This window comes from Chitinibacter tainanensis DSM 15459 (genome assembly GCF_000429785.1).
In the GTDB taxonomy this organism is placed as follows: Bacteria; Pseudomonadota; Gammaproteobacteria; order Burkholderiales; family Chitinibacteraceae; genus Chitinibacter; species Chitinibacter tainanensis.
The window spans coordinates 40,811-60,596 of the sequence record NZ_AUCN01000001.1 but is presented as its reverse complement, the minus strand read 5'-3'; the positions used below and the strand labels follow the sequence as shown (position 1 = coordinate 60,596).

General features: G+C 55.6%; 21 protein-coding genes. 18 read left to right on the top strand and 3 right to left on the bottom strand.

Annotation, left to right across the window (positions count from 1 at the left end; translation table 11 throughout):
- Positions 1-148: 148 nt before the first annotated feature.
- The 13 genes from mnmG (at position 149) to G482_RS0100235 (ending at position 11,649) form a co-directional block, all read left to right on the top strand.
- The gene (gene mnmG / locus G482_RS0100295) at positions 149-2,041 is read left to right on the top strand and encodes a tRNA uridine-5-carboxymethylaminomethyl(34) synthesis enzyme MnmG (RefSeq protein WP_028448337.1); all 1,893 of its coding nucleotides are present in this window, start codon (positions 149-151) and stop codon (positions 2,039-2,041) included.
- Positions 2,042-2,054: 13 nt separating this feature from the next.
- Positions 2,055-2,699 (top strand): 16S rRNA (guanine(527)-N(7))-methyltransferase RsmG, encoded by a 645-nt coding sequence (gene rsmG, locus G482_RS0100290; RefSeq protein WP_084414402.1) that lies wholly within the window; start codon positions 2,055-2,057, stop codon positions 2,697-2,699.
- Between the two features lie 125 nt (positions 2,700-2,824).
- Positions 2,825-3,610, top strand: a complete 786-nt coding sequence (locus tag G482_RS0100285) for a ParA family protein (RefSeq protein WP_028448335.1) — start codon at positions 2,825-2,827, stop codon at positions 3,608-3,610.
- Between the two features lie 78 nt (positions 3,611-3,688).
- Positions 3,689-4,534 (top strand): ParB/RepB/Spo0J family partition protein, encoded by an 846-nt coding sequence (locus G482_RS0100280; protein WP_028448334.1) that lies wholly within the window; start codon positions 3,689-3,691, stop codon positions 4,532-4,534.
- A 200-nt stretch (positions 4,535-4,734) separates the two neighbouring features.
- Positions 4,735-5,106, top strand: a complete 372-nt coding sequence (locus G482_RS0100275) for an ATP synthase subunit I (protein WP_034618493.1) — start codon at positions 4,735-4,737, stop codon at positions 5,104-5,106.
- A gap of 3 nt (positions 5,107-5,109) precedes the next feature.
- Positions 5,110-5,907 carry a F0F1 ATP synthase subunit A gene (atpB, locus tag G482_RS0100270; RefSeq protein ID WP_028448332.1) on the top strand — a complete coding sequence of 266 codons (798 nt, stop codon included), beginning with the start codon at positions 5,110-5,112 and terminating at the stop codon, positions 5,905-5,907.
- A 97-nt stretch (positions 5,908-6,004) separates the two neighbouring features.
- A complete protein-coding gene (gene atpE / locus G482_RS0100265; protein WP_028448331.1) occupies positions 6,005-6,289 on the top strand; it encodes a F0F1 ATP synthase subunit C in 285 nt (94 codons plus the stop codon).
- Between the two features lie 33 nt (positions 6,290-6,322).
- Positions 6,323-6,793: a F0F1 ATP synthase subunit B gene (locus tag G482_RS0100260; protein WP_028448330.1), complete on the top strand. Its 471-nt coding sequence runs from the start codon at positions 6,323-6,325 to the stop codon at positions 6,791-6,793.
- Between the two features lie 7 nt (positions 6,794-6,800).
- The gene (locus G482_RS0100255) at positions 6,801-7,337 is read left to right on the top strand and encodes a F0F1 ATP synthase subunit delta (protein ID WP_028448329.1); all 537 of its coding nucleotides are present in this window, start codon (positions 6,801-6,803) and stop codon (positions 7,335-7,337) included.
- Between the two features lie 8 nt (positions 7,338-7,345).
- Complete coding sequence (atpA, locus tag G482_RS0100250; RefSeq protein ID WP_028448328.1) at positions 7,346-8,887, top strand: F0F1 ATP synthase subunit alpha; 1,542 nt, start codon at positions 7,346-7,348, stop codon at positions 8,885-8,887.
- Positions 8,888-8,915: 28 nt separating this feature from the next.
- On the top strand, positions 8,916-9,794 hold the full coding sequence (gene atpG / locus G482_RS0100245; protein ID WP_028448327.1) for a F0F1 ATP synthase subunit gamma: 879 nt from the start codon (positions 8,916-8,918) through the stop codon (positions 9,792-9,794).
- Positions 9,795-9,829: 35 nt separating this feature from the next.
- Complete coding sequence (gene atpD / locus G482_RS0100240) at positions 9,830-11,209, top strand: F0F1 ATP synthase subunit beta (protein ID WP_028448326.1); 1,380 nt, start codon at positions 9,830-9,832, stop codon at positions 11,207-11,209.
- Between the two features lie 11 nt (positions 11,210-11,220).
- Positions 11,221-11,649 (top strand): F0F1 ATP synthase subunit epsilon, encoded by a 429-nt coding sequence (locus tag G482_RS0100235; RefSeq protein ID WP_028448325.1) that lies wholly within the window; start codon positions 11,221-11,223, stop codon positions 11,647-11,649.
- Between the two features lie 136 nt (positions 11,650-11,785).
- On the opposite strand, the gene G482_RS0100230 is transcribed toward G482_RS0100235, so the two are convergent.
- A complete protein-coding gene (locus G482_RS0100230; protein WP_028448324.1) occupies positions 11,786-12,265 on the bottom strand; it encodes a GNAT family N-acetyltransferase in 480 nt (159 codons plus the stop codon).
- A 99-nt stretch (positions 12,266-12,364) separates the two neighbouring features.
- Positions 12,365-12,625 carry an accessory factor UbiK family protein gene (locus G482_RS0100225; protein ID WP_028448323.1) on the bottom strand — a complete coding sequence of 87 codons (261 nt, stop codon included), beginning with the start codon at positions 12,623-12,625 and terminating at the stop codon, positions 12,365-12,367.
- A 245-nt stretch (positions 12,626-12,870) separates the two neighbouring features.
- Here G482_RS0100225 and glnK point away from each other — a divergent pair, with 245 nt between their 5' ends.
- The 3 genes from glnK (at position 12,871) to G482_RS0100210 (ending at position 16,485) form a co-directional block, all read left to right on the top strand.
- Positions 12,871-13,209: a P-II family nitrogen regulator gene (gene glnK, locus G482_RS0100220; protein WP_028448322.1), complete on the top strand. Its 339-nt coding sequence runs from the start codon at positions 12,871-12,873 to the stop codon at positions 13,207-13,209.
- A gap of 24 nt (positions 13,210-13,233) precedes the next feature.
- Complete coding sequence (amt, locus tag G482_RS0100215) at positions 13,234-14,754, top strand: ammonium transporter (protein WP_211227540.1); 1,521 nt, start codon at positions 13,234-13,236, stop codon at positions 14,752-14,754.
- Between the two features lie 126 nt (positions 14,755-14,880).
- Complete coding sequence (locus G482_RS0100210; RefSeq protein ID WP_028448320.1) at positions 14,881-16,485, top strand: methyl-accepting chemotaxis protein; 1,605 nt, start codon at positions 14,881-14,883, stop codon at positions 16,483-16,485.
- A gap of 40 nt (positions 16,486-16,525) precedes the next feature.
- Here G482_RS0100210 and G482_RS16710 read toward each other — a convergent pair whose 3' ends face one another.
- Positions 16,526-17,863 carry an HD-GYP domain-containing protein gene (locus tag G482_RS16710; protein WP_169721040.1) on the bottom strand — a complete coding sequence of 446 codons (1,338 nt, stop codon included), beginning with the start codon at positions 17,861-17,863 and terminating at the stop codon, positions 16,526-16,528.
- A 221-nt stretch (positions 17,864-18,084) separates the two neighbouring features.
- Between G482_RS16710 and G482_RS0100200 the strand changes: the two genes are divergently transcribed.
- Together G482_RS0100200 and G482_RS0100195 are read left to right on the top strand one after the other, a co-directional pair.
- Positions 18,085-18,498 (top strand): carbohydrate-binding protein, encoded by a 414-nt coding sequence (locus G482_RS0100200; protein ID WP_028448319.1) that lies wholly within the window; start codon positions 18,085-18,087, stop codon positions 18,496-18,498.
- A 123-nt stretch (positions 18,499-18,621) separates the two neighbouring features.
- The gene (locus G482_RS0100195; protein WP_028448318.1) at positions 18,622-19,773 is read left to right on the top strand and encodes a glycerate kinase; all 1,152 of its coding nucleotides are present in this window, start codon (positions 18,622-18,624) and stop codon (positions 19,771-19,773) included.
- Positions 19,774-19,786 lie beyond the last annotated feature (13 nt).

Sequence of the window (19,786 nt, the reverse complement as noted above, 5' to 3'; positions counted from 1 at the left end):
GCTGGTGGTCTGCTGGCCTGATACCCACGCGACCCATTAAGGCCCTCATGCCAGATTTGCATGCTGCGATGAAAATCATTCCTGCTGACTCAAGTGCCTGTTTTGCCGTAGAATATTGCCCCTTTACCGTAGTTTGAGGCCCAGTGCCATGCTTTATCCTGTTCGATATGATGTGATTGTGGTCGGTGGTGGTCACGCCGGCACCGAAGCCGCGCTCGCCAGTGCGCGGATGGGGCGTAAAACCCTGTTGCTGACCCACAATATCGAGACACTGGGCCAGATGAGCTGTAACCCGTCGATTGGCGGCATTGGCAAAGGCCATCTGGTAAAAGAAGTGGATGCGCTGGGCGGCGCGATGGCGCTGGCCACCGATATGGGCGGCATTCAATTCAAAACGCTCAATTCCAGCAAAGGCCCCGCTGTGCGGGCAACCCGGGCGCAGGCCGATCGCGTGCGTTACAAGGCGGCGATTCGCGGCATGCTGGAAAATCAGGAAAATCTCGATATTTTCCAGCAGGAAGTCAGCGATCTTTTGCTGGAAGGCGATAAAGTCACTGGCGCCGTAACGCAAATCGGCATTCGTTTTTCCGCCAGCGCCGTGGTGCTGACGGCGGGTACCTTTTTGGGCGGCAAGATCCACGTTGGGCTGGAAAACCACGTTGGCGGTCGCGCGGGCGACCCGGCTTCGTTAACTTTATCGCAGCGCTTACGTGAGTTACAGCTGCCGGTGGGCCGCCTGAAAACTGGCACTCCGCCGCGAATTGACGGCCGCACGATTAATTTTGCCGTGCTTGAGGCACAACCGGGCGACACGCCCGAGCCGGTATTCTCGGTGCGCGGCCATCGCGGTTTGCACCCGAAGCAACTGCCGTGCTGGATTGCGCACACCAATCTCAAAACGCATGAAATTATCCGCAGCGGTTTTGACCGCAGCCCGATGTTCACCGGCAAAATCGAAGGCGTTGGTCCACGCTATTGTCCAAGTATCGAAGACAAAATCAATCGCTTTGCCGATAAAGACAGCCACCAGATTTTCCTAGAGCCGGAAGGGCTGGATACCAATGAGTTCTACCCGAATGGCATCTCGACCAGTTTGCCGTTTGATATTCAGCTGGCGGCTGTGCAATCGATTCATGGCTTGGAAAACGCGCGCATTCTGCGCCCCGGCTATGCGATCGAGTACGATTATTTCGATCCGCGCGGGCTGAAAAACAGCTTTGAATCCAAAGCAATCGCCGGCCTGTATTTTGCAGGCCAGATTAACGGTACTACCGGCTATGAAGAAGCCGCGGCGCAGGGCTTGTTTGCCGGCTTGAATGCCGCGCTGTATGCCCGCGACGAAGCGCCTTGGTGTCCGGGCCGCGATGAGGCGTATCTGGGCGTGCTGGTGGATGATCTGATCACCCGTGGCGTGACCGAGCCGTATCGCATGTTCACCAGCCGCGCCGAGTATCGCCTGCAATTGCGCGAAGACAATGCCGATTTGCGCCTAACCGAGCATGGCCGCCGCTTGGGGCTGGTAGGTGATGCGCAATGGCAGATGTTCAGCGAAAAACGCGAAGCCATCGAGCGCGAATTCGAGCGGCTGAAATCAACCTGGGCCAATCCGCGGATTTTGGCCGCCCACGAGGCCGAGCGCGTACTGGGCAAAGCGATTGAGCGGGAATACACGCTGGCCGAATTATTGCGCCGCCCCGAAGTCAGCTATCAAAGCCTGATGACGCTCGATATTGCCGGCCCGGGCGTGAGCGATGAGCAAGTGGCCGAGCAGGTTGAAATTCAGGTGAAATACCAAGGTTACATCGAGCGCCAGCAAGACGAAGTGGCCAAGCGCGATGCGCTTGAAAATGTGCCGCTGCCGGCGGATTTCGATTACAGCCAAGTGTCGGGCCTGTCGAAAGAAATTCAGCAAAAACTTACGGCCCAACGCCCGCAAACGCTGGGCCTCGCCTCACGCATTTCGGGCGTGACACCGGCGGCGATTGCGCTGCTGTTGGTATATCTGAAAAAAGCCAAGCTGGCCGCCGAGAAACAAGCCTAAATCAGGAAAAAGCATGAGTAACGGGATTGATCTGGCCGCGAAACTCGCCACGGGCCTCGCTGCGATGGGCTTGGCGATTGGCCCGGCCGAGCAGGAAAAGCTGCTGGCCTATGTGGCCTTGCTGGCCAAATGGAATAAAACCTACAGCCTGACGGCAATCCGCGAACCTGAGCGCATGGTGACGCATCATTTGCTCGATTCGCTGGCACCGCTGCCATTTTTGCCCGCCAGCGCGCTGCGGATGCTGGATGTGGGCTCTGGCTTTGGCACTCCGGGTATTCCGCTGGCGATTGTGCGCCCCGAATGGCAGCTGACCTTGCTGGATTCCAACCACAAGAAAACCACCTTTTTGCGGCAGGCCTTGCTAGAGCTGCAATTGCCGAATGTTACGGTGGTTACGGATCGGGTCGAGGCTTATCAACCCGAGGCGGGCTTTGACATCATCACCTCGCGCGCCTTTGCCGATCTGGGTGATTTTGTGCGCTGGACGAATCATCTGTTGTTGCCAACCGGTGAATGGGCTGCGCTAAAGGGGGTATATCCTCACGAAGAAATCACTCATTTGCCTGCAGATGTATACGTGGTAGGGGTAGATGCACTGCAAGTGCCAGAGCTGGACGCAGAGCGCCATCTGGTACATGTGCGTCGCCAAGCTTAATCCAGCTCAGGCGTTGCGTTTGCGAAAGTAAAACGTCAGCACTGGTGAATGGTCAGCCCAGTCTGCGCTGAAGCGGGTAAACTATCGGCTTTGCTGTACCGACGACACCGTGTCGAGAGATTCTGATGAAAATACTGGCCATCGCAAATCAAAAAGGCGGCGTGGGTAAGACCACCACGGCAGTCAATCTGGCTGCCAGCTTGGCGCATCTGGGGAAAAAGGTGTTGCTGGTGGATCTGGACCCGCAATCGAATGCCACCATGGGCGCCGGCATCGATAAGGCGCGCTTGGCGCATTCGGTGTATTCGCTTTTGATTGGTGAATCAGCGATTCGCGATACCTTGGTTGAATCAGAAACTGGCGGCTTTAGCGTGTTGCCCGCCAATCGCGATCTGGCCGGTGCCGAAGTCGAGCTGGTGGAAGCCGAGGCGCGCGAAGGGCGCTTGAAAGCCGCGCTCAGCGAAGTGGCGGCCGAATACGATTACATCGTGCTCGATTGCCCGCCAGCGCTGAATTTGCTGACGCTCAATGGCCTGGTGGCTGCCGATGCCGTGATGATTCCGATGCAGTGTGAATACTATGCGCTGGAAGGCTTGTCGGATCTGGTAAACACCCTCAAACGCATCAAGCAGCATCTGAATCGCAAGATTGAAATCGAAGGTTTGCTGCGCACGATGTTTGATCCGCGCTCCACCTTGGCCCAGCAAGTCTCTGATCAGCTGGTCAAGCACTTTACCAGCAAGCTGTATCACACCGTCATTCCCCGCAATGTGCGGTTGGCCGAAGCGCCAAGCTATGGGCGCCCCATTTTGGCCTACGACAAATCTTCCAAAGGCGCGCAAGCCTATTTGCAGCTGGCCGAAGAGCTGTTGGCGCGGCATAACGCCCTCGAAGTCGCGCCCGCCATCTAAGGTGAGGCGCGCCCCAACCATTCCGCAAACCTAGACAATAGTGGCCCACCCCGAGGCGGGGAGGGCAGGGATAACAGCATGGCAAGCAAGAAATTCAAAGGCCTAGGCCGTGGCCTTGACGCATTGATGGGTGATACCGCCGCCCAAGACACCCTAAAAACGCTGCCGGTTACGGCATTGCAACCGGGTAAGTACCAGCCCCGCACGCTGATGAATGAAGCGGCGCTGCTGGAACTGGCCGATTCGATCCGGGCGCAGGGCTTGATGCAGCCGGTGCTGGTGCGCGAAATCGCGCCGGAGCGCTATGAAATTATCGCTGGTGAACGGCGTTGGCGGGCCTCGCAACTGGCGGGGCTGAGTGAGATTCCAGCGCTGGTGCGTGAAATCGCCGATGAAGCGGCGCTGGCGATGGCGCTGATTGAAAATATCCAGCGGGAAAATCTCAATCCGCTGGAAGAAGCGATTGGTATTCAGCGGTTGATGGATGAATTTGGTCTGACTCAGGAAGCCGCCGCGCACGCCTTGGGCAAATCGCGCCCGGCGATTGCCAATTTACTGCGCTTGCTAAATTTGGTGGAGCCAGTGCGTGAGTTGCTGCTGGAAGGGCAGCTCGATATGGGCCACGCTCGCGCACTGCTGGGCCTGCCGGCAGAACGCCAGCATGAGGCGGCGCGGCATGTGGTGATCAAGGGCCTCACTGTGCGCGAAGTTGAAGCACTGGTGAAAAAATGGCTCAGCGAGCCCGTGCAAGCACCGATGGCGAATAAACCGGCACTTAAAGCTGAGTGGGAAAGCAAAGCCACGGAACTTGGCGCCCGTTTAGGCACCAAAGTGCAGATTCAGGCCGGCGCGAAGGGGAAGGGGAAAATCACCATCGAGTACCTCGACGAGGCGCAACTGGCCGCATTATTGGCCCAGTTGTAAGTTCGACAGCGGTTTGCACCAAAATGTGGCGAGCTCGGTGCGGCTTGGCTTAAACGATGATTACTCGTTAAAAAAGAAAGGCTTTTGTTTTATCCGTCTGGCATCAAAGCGGGAAAATAAATGCCATGAAGTCAATGTGTAAAATTGACGTAGGGCAAATCTACTCCGTATAATCGCGGGGTTTCGCTTACGGTGAAATGATGGTCAAGACGGCACAAATTCGGGGCGTGATCCGCCTCAAAGTGGCAATTACGATAGTACTCGCCCTCGGCCTGTTCTTGATTTTGGGTCAAAACGAAGCAATTGCAAGTGGTATAGGTGGAATCATCGCCATCGCGGGCAGTCTGTTGTATGCCTTGATCGCCTACAGCGTCAAGTTTGCGCCCGCCGCCGAATTGATGCGTCGCCACTTTGCTGCCGAGATGGCCAAGCTTTTTATGACGTTGCTGAGTTTTGCAGCGTTGTTTGTTGTATACCAGCAAGCCGCCTGGTTGTGGGTGTTCGTAGGTTACCTCGCAGCCGCAAGTGCTTACTGGTTTGGGCTTTTAATTCAATTTGACGGTAAAAAGTAGATCATGGCACAAGATGCAACTAGTTATATCCAGCACCATTTGACCTTTGCCAAATCCGCGAGCGGCGTCCATCTGGATACCTTCTGGATTGCGTTGGTTCTGGGTCTGGCCTTCGTCGCCCTGTTTGCCTACGTGGCAAACAAAGCCACTTCTGGCGTGCCAGGTCGCCTGCAAAACTTCGTTGAACTGATTGTCGAAATGGTCGACACCCAGATCAAGGATGCCTTCCACGCCAAATCGAAAGTGATCGGCCCACTGAGCCTGACCATTTTCTGCTGGGTGTTCCTGATGAACAGCATGGACTTCTTGCCAGTTGATCTGCTGCCTACCATCGCTCAATGGATCGGCCACACTTTCTTTGGCATGGATCCTCATCACGTTTATCTGCGTGTCGTACCTACCGCTGACGTGAACCAGACTTTCGCAATGTCACTGACTGTGATGCTGCTGATCATCGGTTTCTCGATTTCGGCTAAAGGCCTGTTTGGCTGGATCAAAGAGCTGTTCACTGCCCCATTCCACGCCGAAGGCTTGGTAATGACCATCATCCTGATGCCAGTTAACTTCGCGTTCCAATTGATCGAGCTGGCCGCTAAGCCAATCTCTCTGGCACTGCGTCTGTTCGGTAACATGTACGCCGGTGAGTTGATCTTCATCTTGATCGCGCTGCTGCCATGGTGGATCAACTGGGTGCTGGGCGCGCCATGGGCGATCTTCCACATTCTGGTTGTAACGCTGCAAGCCTTCGTCTTCATGATGCTGACCATCGTGTACCTGAGCTTGGCTGTAGAAGACCACTAAGATTTTCGTCCGGTGACGTGTGTCGGTTGGGTGCACGGTGTCGGACAAAGATTTACCCAACCTAGTAACTTTTGATTTAAACCTTAGGAGTATCAAAATGGCTGCACCTGAAGTAATTGCTTCCGTACAAGGCATGACTGTTATCGCTGCTGCGATCATCATCGGTCTGGCTGCGATCGGCACTGCACTCGGTTTCGCAATCCTCGGTGGTAAATTCCTCGAGTCTTCTGCTCGTCAACCAGAAATGATCCCAGTTCTGCAAACTAAACTGTTCATCATCGCTGGTCTGTTGGACGCGATCTCTATGATCGGCGTTGGTGTTGCTATGCTGTACACCTTCAACAACCCATTCCTTGCTGCCCTGACTGCTGCTGCTCACTAATCATTTGATCAGCCTTTAAGGAGGACTTTCAGCGTGGAATTTAATGCATCTCTCATAGGTCAGATGATCACATTCGCGATCCTGATCTGGTTCACGATGAAGTTTGTTTGGCCTCCGCTGACCAAGATGATGGATGAGCGTGCGAAGCGTATCGCCGACGGCCTGGCCGCGGCGGACCGCGCCAAGCAAGATCTCGAAAATGCTGAGAAAAAATCAGCAGATAAACTGCGCGAAGCTAAACAGCAGGCCGCAGAGATCATCGCTCAGGCAGAAAAACGCGCTGCACAACTTGTCGAAGAAGCTAAGAGCAATGCTAAGGCCGAAGGCGAACGCCTGTTGGCCGGCGCTCAAGGTGAAATCGAACAGCAAATCCAGCAAGCCAAAGAATCGCTCCGTCAGCAAGTGGCCACTCTGGCCGTTGCCGGCGCTGAGAAGATTCTGCAGCGTGAAGTAGACGCTGCTAAGCATGCTGACATGCTGTCATCTATCAAAGCGGAATTGTAAGACAGTCATGGCAGAACTTATCACAGTCGCTAGACCCTACGCTGAAGCGGTTTTCCGCTTGGCCAAAGAGAGCAACACGCTTGCTCAATGGTCGGACATTCTCGCCAAGCTTGCGTCCATCGCGAGTAACGACGATGCCCTTGCAGTAGTGGCTAATCCGAAGTGTTCTGCGGCACAGGTTCAGGAGCTCCTCACGGGGCTTCTGGGCGGTGAGGCAAGCGCTGAGGTTAACAACTTCCTGGCAACAGTACTCGAAAATCGCCGCTTTACCACTCTGCCGGCGGTAGCTGCTCTCTTCGAAGAGCTCAAAGCTGCAGATGAAGGTGTGGCGCAAGCACATATCGAGTCTGCTTTTGCTGTGACTGATGCCCAACTGGCCGAACTGACGGCTACGCTCACTCAGCAACTCAAACGCAAGGTTACGGCCGATGTTAGCGTCAACCCCGATTTGATCGGTGGTGTGAAGGTGACCATTGGTGATCTGGTTATCGATGCCTCTGTTCGTGGCAAATTGACCGCACTTGCAACGAGCCTGAAGAGTTAGGAGAAATCATGCAACTTAATCCGTCCGAAATCAGTGAACTGATTAAAGCTCGGATCCAGAATCTGCCTCAAGGCGCACAGTCCAGCACCACTGGTACTGTTGTGTCGGTAACTGATGGTATCGTGCGCGTGCACGGCCTGTCAGAAGTTATGCAGGGCGAGATGCTGGAATTCCCTGGCAATACCTACGGTCTGGCGCTCAACTTGGAGCGTGACTCAGTAGGTGCCGTAATTCTGGGTGACTACAAACACATCGTCGAAGGCGACGAAGTGAAATGTACCGGCCGTATTCTGGAAGTTCCAGTTGGCCGCGAATTGGTAGGCCGCGTAGTGAATGCGCTGGGTCAGCCAATCGATGGTAAAGGCCCTCTGGGTACCGACAAATTTGCACCAATCGAGAAAATTGCTCCTGGCGTAATTGCACGTCAGTCAGTTGCTCAACCAATGCAAACCGGTATCAAATCAATCGACACCATGGTGCCGATTGGTCGTGGTCAGCGTGAGCTGATCATTGGTGACCGTCAGACCGGTAAAACTGCCGTTGCTCTGGATGCGATCATCAACCAGAAAGGCACTGGCGTAACTTGTATCTACGTTGCGATTGGCCAAAAAGCCTCTTCGATCGCCAACGTGGTGCGTAAACTGGAAGAGCACGGCGCTCTGGCCCACACGATCGTGGTGGCCGCGTCTGCTTCTGAATCAGCTGCTCTGCAATACATCGCTGCTTACTCAGGTTGTACTATGGGTGAGTTCTTCCGCGATCGTGGCGAAGACGCGCTGATCGTTTACGATGATCTGTCGAAACAAGCCGTGGCTTATCGTCAGATCTCCCTGCTGCTGCGTCGTCCTCCAGGTCGTGAAGCTTACCCTGGTGACGTATTCTATCTGCACTCACGTCTGCTGGAACGTGCGGCCCGTATCAACGCTGAAGAAGTTGAAAAACTGACTAACGGCGAAGTGAAAGGCCAAACAGGTTCACTGACTGCGCTGCCGATCATTGAAACGCAAGCCGGTGACGTGTCTGCATTCGTACCAACCAACGTGATTTCGATTACCGACGGTCAGATCTTCTTGGAAACTGACTTGTTCAACGCGGGTATCCGTCCTGCGATGAATGCCGGTATTTCTGTATCGCGTGTAGGTGGTGCAGCGCAAACCAAGATCATCAAGAAACTGGGTGGTGGTGTACGTCTGGCTCTCGCGCAATATCGCGAGCTGGCTGCATTTGCTCAGTTTGCCTCTGATCTGGACGAAGCAACTCGTAAACAGCTGGAAAACGGTAAGCTGGTAACTGAGCTGATGAAACAAGCTCAATACAGCCCAATGAAAGTGAGCGAGCTGGGTGTAACCCTGCTGCTGATTAACAAAGGTGTTTATGCAGACATCGCTGTTAACCGCGCACTGGCATTTGAAGCCGCGTTCCTCAGCCACCTCAAGGCAAACCACGCCGACGTACTGGCCCGCATCGACGAGAAAGGTGAACTGTCATCTGACGACGAAGCTGCTGTACTGAAAGCTGCGGATTCCTTCAAGGCTAGCGCTGCGTACTGATTTGAGACGTCAATAAAAGGATCAGATCATGGCAGGCGGTAAAGAGATTCGTACCAAGATCAAAAGCGTAAAAAACACGCAGAAGATCACCCGCGCCATGGAAATGGTAGCTACGTCGAAAATGCGCAAAGCTCAGGATCGCATGAAAGCGGCCCGCCCTTACGGTGAAAAAATCCGTAATGTGGCTGCTCACCTGAGCGCTGCGCTGGTTGACTATGCACACCCATATCTCCAAAAGCGCGACACCGTCAAACGGGTTGGCCTGATTGTGGTGACTTCGGACAAAGGTCTGTGTGGTGGCTTGAACACCAACTCCCTGCGTCTGGCTTTCAATAACATGAAAGATCGTCACCAGAATGGCATTGAGACGGTTGTAACTGCAATCGGTAATAAGGGTCTGGGCTTCATGAACCGGAATGGCGCGAAAGTGATTTCGCATGTCACCGGTTTGGGTGATACCCCACATCTGGAACAGCTGATTGGCCCGATCAAAGTGATGATCGATGCCTACGTAGCTGGCGAAGTAGACGAAGTGCACCTCGTTTACACCCGCTTCATCAATACGATGAAACAAGAGCCAGTTGCCGAGCAGTTGCTGCCATTGTCGAGCGATGCATTCGAGCCGGCACAAAAACCGGCCCGCACTCATAACTGGGAATACCTGTATGAGCCGGATGCGAAGACTGTGATCGATGAATTGATGAACCGTTACATCGAGGCATTGGTTTACCAAGCCGTAGCGGAAAACATGGCATCGGAACAAGCAGCTCGGATGGTGGCAATGAAGGCCGCAACCGACAATGCCGACAAGGTAATCGGCTCCCTGCAACTGCTGTATAACAAAACGCGTCAAGCTGCGATTACGAAAGAGCTTTCGGAAATCGTATCTGGTGCCGCTGCAGTTTAATGGGCCCTGACGGATTAACTGGATTAGGAAAAACGATGAGCCAAGGTAAAATCGTACAAATCATTGGACCAGTTGTTGACGTGCAATTTCCACGCGACAACCTGCCCAAGGTGTATGACGCGCTCAAACTGGTCGATATCGATCTGACGCTGGAAGTCCAGCAACAGCTCGGTGACGGCGTAGTGCGTGCGATCGCCATGGGTAGTACCGATGGTCTTAAACGTGGCCTGCAAGTTGCTAATACCGGCGCAGCTATTTCTGTGCCTGTAGGTAAAGCGACTCTGGGTCGTATTATGGACGTATTGGGTAACCCAATCGATGAAGCAGGTCCTGTGAACGCCGAGGCAACTCGCGCTATTCACCAAGCTGCTCCAAAATTTGATGAGTTGAACCAAACCATCGACCTGTTGGAAACCGGTATCAAGGTAATTGACCTGGTATGCCCGTTTGCGAAAGGTGGTAAGGTTGGTCTGTTCGGTGGTGCCGGTGTAGGCAAAACCGTAAACATGATGGAACTGATCAACAACATCGCGAAAGCACACAGCGGTTTGTCTGTGTTTGCTGGTGTAGGTGAGCGTACTCGTGAGGGTAACGACTTCTACCACGAAATGAAGGACTCTAACGTTCTTGATAAAGTGGCGATGGTTTATGGTCAGATGAACGAGCCTCCAGGCAACCGTCTGCGCGTAGCGCTGACTGGTCTGACCATCGCGGAACAATTCCGTGATGAAGGCCGTGACATCCTGTTCTTCGTCGACAACATCTACCGTTACACCCTGGCCGGTACTGAAGTATCAGCCCTGCTGGGTCGTATGCCTTCAGCCGTAGGTTATCAGCCTACCCTGGCCGAAGAGATGGGTGCACTGCAAGAGCGGATTACTTCGACCAAAACTGGTTCGATCACTTCAATCCAGGCCGTATACGTACCTGCGGATGACTTGACTGACCCATCTCCAGCTACCACATTCGCTCACTTGGATGCGACTGTTGTATTGAGCCGTGATATTGCGTCTCTGGGTATCTACCCTGCGGTAGATCCACTGGACTCAACTTCACGTCAGCTGGACCCACAAATCGTTGGTGAAGAGCACTACTACGTAGCTCGCGGCGTACAATCTACGCTGCAGAAATACAAAGAACTGCAAGACATCATCGCGATTCTGGGTATGGACGAGCTGTCTCCAGAAGACAAACTGACCGTATCGCGTGCGCGTAAGATCCAGCGTTTCCTGTCTCAGCCATTCCACGTGGCCGAGGTATTCACTGGCTCTCCAGGCAAATACGTTCCGCTCAAAGAAACCCTGAAGGGCTTCAAGGGCATCCTGAACGGCGATTACGATCACCTCCCAGAGCAAGCCTTCTACATGGTTGGCGGCATCGAGGAAGCGGTCGAAAAAGCCAAGTCCATGCAATAAGGGGTTAAGCTATGGCCATGACCATGCATGTGGACGTAGTTAGCGCCGAAGAGCTGATCTACTCAGGCACCGCCGAGTTTATCTCTGCGCCTGCCGAACGAGGTGAGATCGGTATCTTGCCGCGGCACGCGCCGCTGCTGACCCGCATCCGCCCGGGCGCGATCCGGATCAAGATCGCGAACTCGAACGAAGATGATGTCATCCTGTTTGTTTCAGGTGGCATGCTCGAAGTTCAGCCGGATGGGGTAACGGTATTGGCCGATACTGCGATTCGTGGTGCAGACATCGATGAAGCCAAAGCGCAGGAAGCAAAGCGCAAGGCCGAAGAAGCATTGAAAAATCATGCTTCGTCGATGGATTTTGCCATGGCGCAGGCCGAACTGGTCGAAGCGGTTGCCAAACTGGCAGTTATCGACAAGATCAAACGGCGCGGCCACTGATCATCGCTGGACGATGTTCTGGACAAAAAAACCAGCCTACGGGCTGGTTTTTTTACGTCTCTTATTTGGATTTTTTTCAGGGTATTGCCCTATAGGTCAATCCAGATAATACTTAGCGGGACATACTTGGGTGGTATTAAATTCCCAATTTGCGCACGAAATGCAAATGGCCCATTTCGCGCTCATAGCCCATCTTCTGATACAGGCGGTGCGCCTGAACGTTTTCCGGTGATGTTTCCATCGTCAAAATCGCCACCCCAATCGCCAGTGCTTCTTTTTCCACATGCGCGAGCAAGGTTTCGCCCAGCTTTTGTCCACGCTGGCTTGGCGCGACATACAGATCATTCAATACCCAGCTGCGGCAAAGAAACATCGATGAGAAACTGGTGTACACCTGCGCAAAAGCCACGGCCTCACCGGCTTGGTTGCGGGCCAGATACAGGCGCGAATCGCCGTGAGCAAGCCGCTCAGCGATAAAAGCGCGAGTTTGCTCAAAGTCGGTACTGCAGTGGGCATAAGGAATGGCGTGATCGATATAAAACTGCCGATAGGCCTGATAGAGCGGGGCGAGGTCATCCAGATCGAGGATGCCAGCCTTGGTAATGCTGATGGTCATTGGTACGCACGATTGTTGTTGTAGTTGAGTTTACGATGGTACAAAAAAACCGAGCGCAAGGCTCGGTTTGTCGGTCAGGCTGTTGTAAAGCCGGTGGGCTTAAATGCCATCTTGCGGGTTATTGAGCTCGAGGCGCGCTTCCAGTGCGGCGACACGGGCTTCGAGTTGCACCACCGTTTCGCGCGTGCGTGCCAAAACTTCCTGCTGGATTTCGAATTCTTCGCGGGTTACCAGATCCAGCTTATTAAACGCACTGCCCATCATGGCGCGAACGTTTTTCTCCATGTCTTTGGCAGGGCTATTGGCCACGGCATCTGAGAGTTTGCTGGCAATTTCATCAAAGAATTTTTCTTTCAGCATGATCATGCTCCTAGTAAAGGCGGGTTCATCCATGAGTGTAGCAGATCGCCCTATAAAGCAATGCGCGCAGCATGCACAAAAAAAGTGCACGCACGGGCTGGGGTCGATCTAGGCTGGTTCAAAATTGTGCAATCATCCATCGACTAAGCTGTAAAGGTCTGAAAATACGCCACTTTTGAAGTTGGCACGCTTCCTGCTGATAGTGGCCCGTCCACCCATTGATCGTTTCGTATCAGGAGTTAACCATGAAGTTCGTCACTGCGATTATCAAGCCCTTCAAGCTCGATGAAGTGCGCGAAGCCCTGTCAGAAATCGGCGTACAAGGTTTGACGGTCACCGAGGTAAAAGGTTTCGGCCGGCAAAAAGGCCATACCGAGTTGTACCGCGGTGCCGAGTACGTGGTTGATTTTCTGCCCAAAGTAAAAATTGAAATCGCCATCAGCGATGACTTGCTGGAGCAAGCCATCGAAGCGATCGAAAAAGCCGCCCACACCGGCAAGATCGGTGACGGCAAGATTTTTGTCTTCGACTTGGCCCACATCGTGCGGATTCGTACCAGCGAAACCGGCGAAGCTGCCATCTAATTCGAACCGACTGGAGAGCGCATAATGAAAAAATTACTTGGTAGCTTGGCGCTGATCGGCGCCATGTTTTTCGCGGTACCTGCGATGGCCGAAGAAGCCGCCAGTGCCGTGCAGGCTTCTGCAGTCACTGCGGTGGCGAGTGAAGTGAGCGCTGATGCAGCCTCAAGCGTGGCGAGTGCACCCGCCGCAGCTTCGGTGGTGGCTTCGGCCCCAGCTGCAGCAGCCCCAACCATCACCATTAATAAAGGCGATAACACCTGGTTGTTTGTCGCCACTGCCTTGGTGATTCTGATGTCGATTCCAGGTTTGGCGCTGTTCTACGGTGGCTTGGTGCGCAGCAAAAACATGCTGTCGGTGCTGATGCAAGTATTCACCGTCTTCAGCCTGATTTCGGTGCTGTGGGTGGTTTACGGCTACAGCGTGGCCTTTACCGAAGGCAATGCATTCTTTGGCTCGCTGTCAAAGGTGCTGCTCAAAGGCGTAACGCCTGATTCGATTGCCGCCACCTGGAATAAAGGCATTGGTATCTCCGAGATGATCTATATCGCCTTCCAAGGTGCCTTTGCCGCCATTACTTGCGCGCTGATCGTGGGCTCGTTTGCTGAGCGCATCAAATTCTCGGCCGTGCTGGTGTTCTGCGTGATCTGGTTTACCTTCAGCTATCTGCCAATGGCGCACATGGTGTGGTACTGGGCCGGCCCAGATGCCTATACGTCGGCTGAAGCTGCTGCGGCTGCGACTGCGACTGCCGGTTATCTGTTCCAAGACGGCGCGCTGGATTTCGCCGGCGGTACAGTGGTGCACATCAATGCCGCGGTTGCTGGCCTGGTGGGCGCGTACTTTGTGGGTAAACGGGTGGGCTACGGTCGTGATCCGATGACCCCACATAGTCTGACTATGACCATGATTGGTGCTTCACTGCTGTGGTTTGGCTGGTTTGGTTTCAATGCCGGTTCGGCACTGGAAGCCAATGGCGTCGCTGCGCTGGCCTTCATCAATACTTGGGTGGCGCCTGCTGCTGCAGCGCTGAGCTGGTTGATTGCCGAGTGGATTCTGAAAGGTAAGCCATCATTGCTGGGTGCTGCCTCAGGCGCGGTTGCTGGTCTGGTGGTGATTACGCCTGCTGCTGGCTATGTAGGCGTGGGCGGTGGTCTGATCATGGGTCTGCTGGCGGGTGTGGCTGGTCTGTGGGGCGTACATGGTCTGAAACGTCTGCTGGGCGCGGATGATTCGCTGGACGTGTTTGGCGTGCATGGCGTGTGCGGTATCTTGGGCGCTATCCTGACCGGTGTCTTCGCGAGCCCTGATCTGGGCGGCACTGGTGTGTGGGACTATGTGAGCAACAGCGTGGCCAGCGGCTACAGCATTGCCACGCAAGTGAAAATCCAAGCCATTGGTGTGGGTATTACGCTGGCGTGGTCCGGTGTTGTTGCGGCCATTGCTTACAAGCTGGTTGATATGACTATCGGTCTGCGCGTGAAAGAAGACGAAGAACGCGAAGGTCTGGATGTAACCAGCCACGGCGAGAAAGCCTACAACATGTAATTCGAGTTTGTTCCTGTGTGCTGTTCAGGCACTTTGATAAGCCCGCGCATCGAAGGATGTCGCGGGCTTTTTTTTGCGACTATCTTGACTAGACTGTAGGTGAAACTTAATCGAGGCTTGGTAGTTATGAAAAATTTGCCGATTCGCCACTGGCTGCTGATTTTGGCCGCCACCTTGATTGCCGGCTTGCTCGCCTTGGCGATTAATGCCTGGGCCAGTCAAAAGCTGGTTTCGGAAAAAATTGCGCGCGCCAGCGTGCTGGCTAAACAAAGCAATGCGCTAGGCCGGCTGCGTACCGATGTCACCCAGATTACCCTCGTCGCGATGGATAATATCGTCGATAAAGACGAAGGCCAGGTGCAGCCTGAGCGGATAAAAGAAACCGAAGCCCTCAGCCAAAGCATTCGCCAGGCCATCGAACAAATCGAAGCTGCGGCCACGCGAGAACAGATGCTCTCCCTGTTTAGCAAATTGCAGCAAGGGGTGGCGAGCGATTTGCCCCGGATTATTGCTGCCCGCGCCGATGAAGCGGCATTTGCTGCGATTGATGATTTGATTGACCAAACCGGTGAGCAGCTCGCGACTCTGGTTGATACCGAAGATCAGCGTGTCCAAGCCGCCTTTGCTGCGGCCCAAAGCGAGCAAGAAGCGGCAGTGGCCGAGGCCACCCGGAATCTATTGGTGCTCAATGTGCTGGTGGCCTTGTTTGTCTGCGGCATGCTGGCCCTGGTGGCGCGGCGGATTTATCAGCCGCTGGAAATCGAGCCATTGGCCTTGCGGGAATTGGTGGCCAAGATTGGCGCAGGTGATCTGAGCCAGACTATTCATGCCCGCCGCACCGATTCGGTGCTCGGCGGAGTGGCGCAAATGCAGCGTGAACTGGGGCAGGTGGTGCAGGCCATTCGGCAAGTGTCCGATCAGGTGTCGGTTTCCGCCACCGGACAAGATGCCCGGGTGCATGATTTACGCGCCCGCGTGCATACGATGAATGCCTCGGTCTCCGGGATTCAGGAAAGCGTGGCCAGCACCAATCAGGGTCTGCAGCAAATGACCAGCAGCACGGAAATGGCGATTGAACTTGCCCGTGCGGCCGGCTCGCAAGCCGGCGAGGGCATTCATAGCATCCAAACCGTTGCCGGCAGTATTCGCACGCTGGCTGATAGCATTAATATCGCGGCCGATGAAGTGCAGGATCTGGGCAATCAAACGGCGGCCATTTCCGGGTTGGTGATCAGCATTCGTGAAATTGCCGACCAAACGAATCTGTTGGCCCTCAATGCCGCCATTGAGGCCGCCCGCGCCGGCGAGCAAGGGCGTGGTTTTGCGGTGGTGGCCGATGAAGTGCGCAAACTGGCCGAGCGCACCACCCAGGCCACCCAAGACATCGTCACGGCAATTGCCAGTATCCGGGATAAAACCGGTTTGGTGGTCTCGGGCATGAATCAGAATGTGAGCCTGGCTGATCAGGGCCTACAGCAAACCCAGCAGGCCGAAGACACCATGGGCCGCATCGTTGATAGCAGCCAGCAGGTGGTGCAGGCCGTGGATGAATTGCTGCAAGTGATGGCCATGCAAAGCGAACAAAGCGAACGCGTGGCTGAGCTGGTCAGCACAATTGAACGGGGCGCGCAGGATAATCTGCGCACCTTTGATGCCGCCGCCAGCCAAACCCGTGAGCTGGGTAGCCAAGCAGCCGAACTGAAACAGGCGGTGAGCCGGTTTAAGCTGTGATGGTTTAGTTTTTGCTTGGGGTATTGCTCTAAAGCCATTGTTAAATAATGGTTTTAGAGCATACCCCATTGCTTTTCGGGGTGGCAGTTTTCGATACGCCACACTCGCGGGAGGCCACTTGCCAGAATTCGGCGAGATCCAGGCTCTCTTGTTCTTGTGCCGCGATGCGGGCGGCTTCGACCGTGGCCAGATGCTGATGCAAAACGCCGATCACCACCGGGTCGAGTTTGCCGTCTTGCGCTAGCTCATCCAGCATCTGCAATACGGCATTCGGGGCGAGGCCGGCCCGATAGGGGCGATTTTCGGTGAGGGCGGTATACACATCGGCCACGGCCATGATCCGCGAACCCAGCGGTAATTCGTTGGCGGTGCGATGGTAGGGGTAGCCGCTGCCATCAAGCCGTTCATGATGGCTAGACGCCCATTGCGCCACGTCTTCCAGCCCTTTGATATTGCCCAGAATATCCAGCGTGATGTAGCTGTGTGAGCGCACGCGCGCCATCTCGGTCTGGTCGAGCTTGCCATCGCGCTCGATGTACTCGCTGGGCACGGCCAGCTTGCCCAAATCATGCAAATAGCCGGCAATGCGCATTTTGGTGCATTCCTGCGCCGTCATCCCGATTTGCTGGGCGATGATTTCGGCCGTGATGGCCACCCCGGCCGAGTGCGTGGCGGTGAAATGGCTACGCGAATCGATCACCAGCGCAAAAAACTGGGCAAATTGCAGCATCTGCTGCAGATCCAGCTCGATATTATCGAACGGCGCCGCATCCATCAGGATGCGATCCAGATTGCGCGAGAAGATATCCAGCCAGAAGCTCTCATGCTGGGCGAGCTGGACAAACTCGTCCACCAGCTGTGGGTGAAATTTGCTGCCGCGCACCGCCTGAATCTGTGCCACGATCTGCGGCACGGCGCCAAGGATGTTGTCTTGCCCTTGCGCCAGCACTTCAATGCGATCGGCCAGATAGATCAGATGGCTGTAGGTTGGCACTGCTTGGCCGGCATGCTGCGTGCCCGCGCCATGTTGCCACTGCACATGGTGGCAGCGCACCAGCGGTGCATAGCGCCGGAAGGCCGGAAAGCGTTCCAGCAGCAAAGCCCCCAGTGTGGCATGGGTGTGCGGATCGACCTCTTCAAAGTCCAGCATGGATAAACGGTTTTGCAGGCCAATCGCGCCTATATCGTGGAAAATCGCCGCACCAAAGACTTCCTGATAGTCGGAATCGCTCAGCTGCAGGCTGCGTGCCAATTGCGAGGCAATCAGACAGGTGCGCTTCTGGTGCGAGCCTAGCGCCGGGTCGAGTAAATCTAGCGCGGTTGAGAGCGCGCAGATCATGTCAAAAAGCCGGATGCGGAAGGTTGAGATGCTGTCCATCGTCACATTGCGGTTGTACATACAATAGGCCTAGCCGGCAGAGGTGTTTCTCGGTTGTAGACAACATTCGCCGCCTTGGCGCGGGCTTTTCGCGCCTGCGCCTGATGCGCGTCAAACTTGCTGGGGTGGCTTGGGTACTTTTCACCCCTCGCTTGTGCGCTTTGTCATGCGGGTTTGCCGCGCTTTCGGCGATACTGTCGGCCACCGCCAAGGAGAACCTCATGCACCGTACTTGTCGTATTCTGGCTTTGAGCCTGTGTCTGACCATTAGCGCCGCTTGGGCGGCTGGGCCCTGGCGTGAAGGTCGCGCCTATCAGCTGGGCGAGCGAGTGATGTATCACGGCCAACTGTATGAAGTCCAACAAGCCCACGATGCGGTGAAAGGCGCCAACTGGAATCCCGAAGCCGCGCCCGCTTTATGGCGCAAAGTGGAGGCCCATGGTGATGGCCAGTGGGGTGATCGCGGCAGCTGGCGGGAAGGGGTGTCGTATGCGCGCGGGCAATTGATTAGCTATCGCGGCCGCACTTATCGCTGTCTGCAAAGTCATAAAGCCGAGCGGGGCGCAGGCTGGACGCCAGAGAAAGCGCCTAGCCTGTGGGAAGCGGTTGAGCGCCCTTACCCGCAACCGCGCTAATCATTCTTTTGGGTATGGCTCGCTAGGCTTTATTTTGAAAAGGCTTGCGGGCTATACCCGTGCCTAATCTGATTGTGCGCCGCCATGGCGAATGCCGGCGGCGCCTTATTTTTTGTTGTCTGCATGCCCAAAATTATTATTGCCCCCGATTCGTTTAAAGAAACCCTCAGCGCCCCGCAGGTGGCGGCGATGATCGCGGCGGCGCTGCGCACCGAGTTGCCACAGGCACAGTTGGTGCAGCTCCCGCTGGCCGATGGCGGCGAGGGCACGCTGACCACGTTATTGGAAGCCTGTGGTGGCCGGCTGGAGCAAGCACAGGTGCGCGGGCCATTGGGCCAGCCGGTGCTGGCGCATTGGGGCGTATTGGGCGACGGGCAAACGGCGGTGATCGAAATCGCCACCGCCTGTGGTTTGGCGCTGCTGGCGCCACATGAGCGCAATCCGCTACTCACCAGCAGCGAGGGCGTGGGCGATCTGATCCGTGCAGCGCTGGATCAGGGCATCCGCCGCTTTATTCTGGCCTTGGGTGGCTCGGCCACCAATGATGGCGGCAGCGGTATGCTGCGGGCACTGGGGGCGCAATTGCTGGGGCTCGACGGCCAGCCCTTGCCGCCCGGTGGCGCGGCGCTGGCCCGGCTGGCGCAGATTGATCTGAGCGGCCTGGATGCCCGCCTGCTGGAATGCGAGTTTGAGCTGGCCTGCGATGTGGAAAACCCGCTCACCGGCCCGCGTGGCGCCTCGGCGGTGTTTGGGCCGCAAAAAGGCGCAAGCCCGGCGCAGGTGGTGCAGCTGGATGAGGCCTTGCACCAATTTGCCCATGTGATTCGCCGGCAATTGGGCAAAGATGTGGAAACCTTACCCGGCGGCGGTGCGGCCGGAGGTATTGGCGCGGCGGCGCTGGCGTTTTTATTTAATTGCCGGCTGCGGCGCGGCATTGATATCGTGTTGGAGGCGGTGCAGCTCACGCAGGCCTTGCAAGGCGCGGCGCTGGTGATTACCGGCGAGGGCTGTCTGGATGCGCAAACGCTGGCCGGCAAAGCACCGTTTGGCGTGGCTCAACTGGCGCAGCAGGCGGGGGTGCCGGTGCTGGCGATTGTGGGTGCATTGCAAGCCAGCCCGCGCGAGCTGGAGGCGGCGGGGATCTTGGCGGCATTTGACTGCATTCCGGCGCTGGCTAGCCGCGACGAGGTCTTGCTGCAGGCCGAAGCCAATCTCACCCGTACCGCGCAGCAGGTGGCGCGGTTACTGCGCCTGGGTATGTGGCTGAAAGACTGATTACTTAATCGCT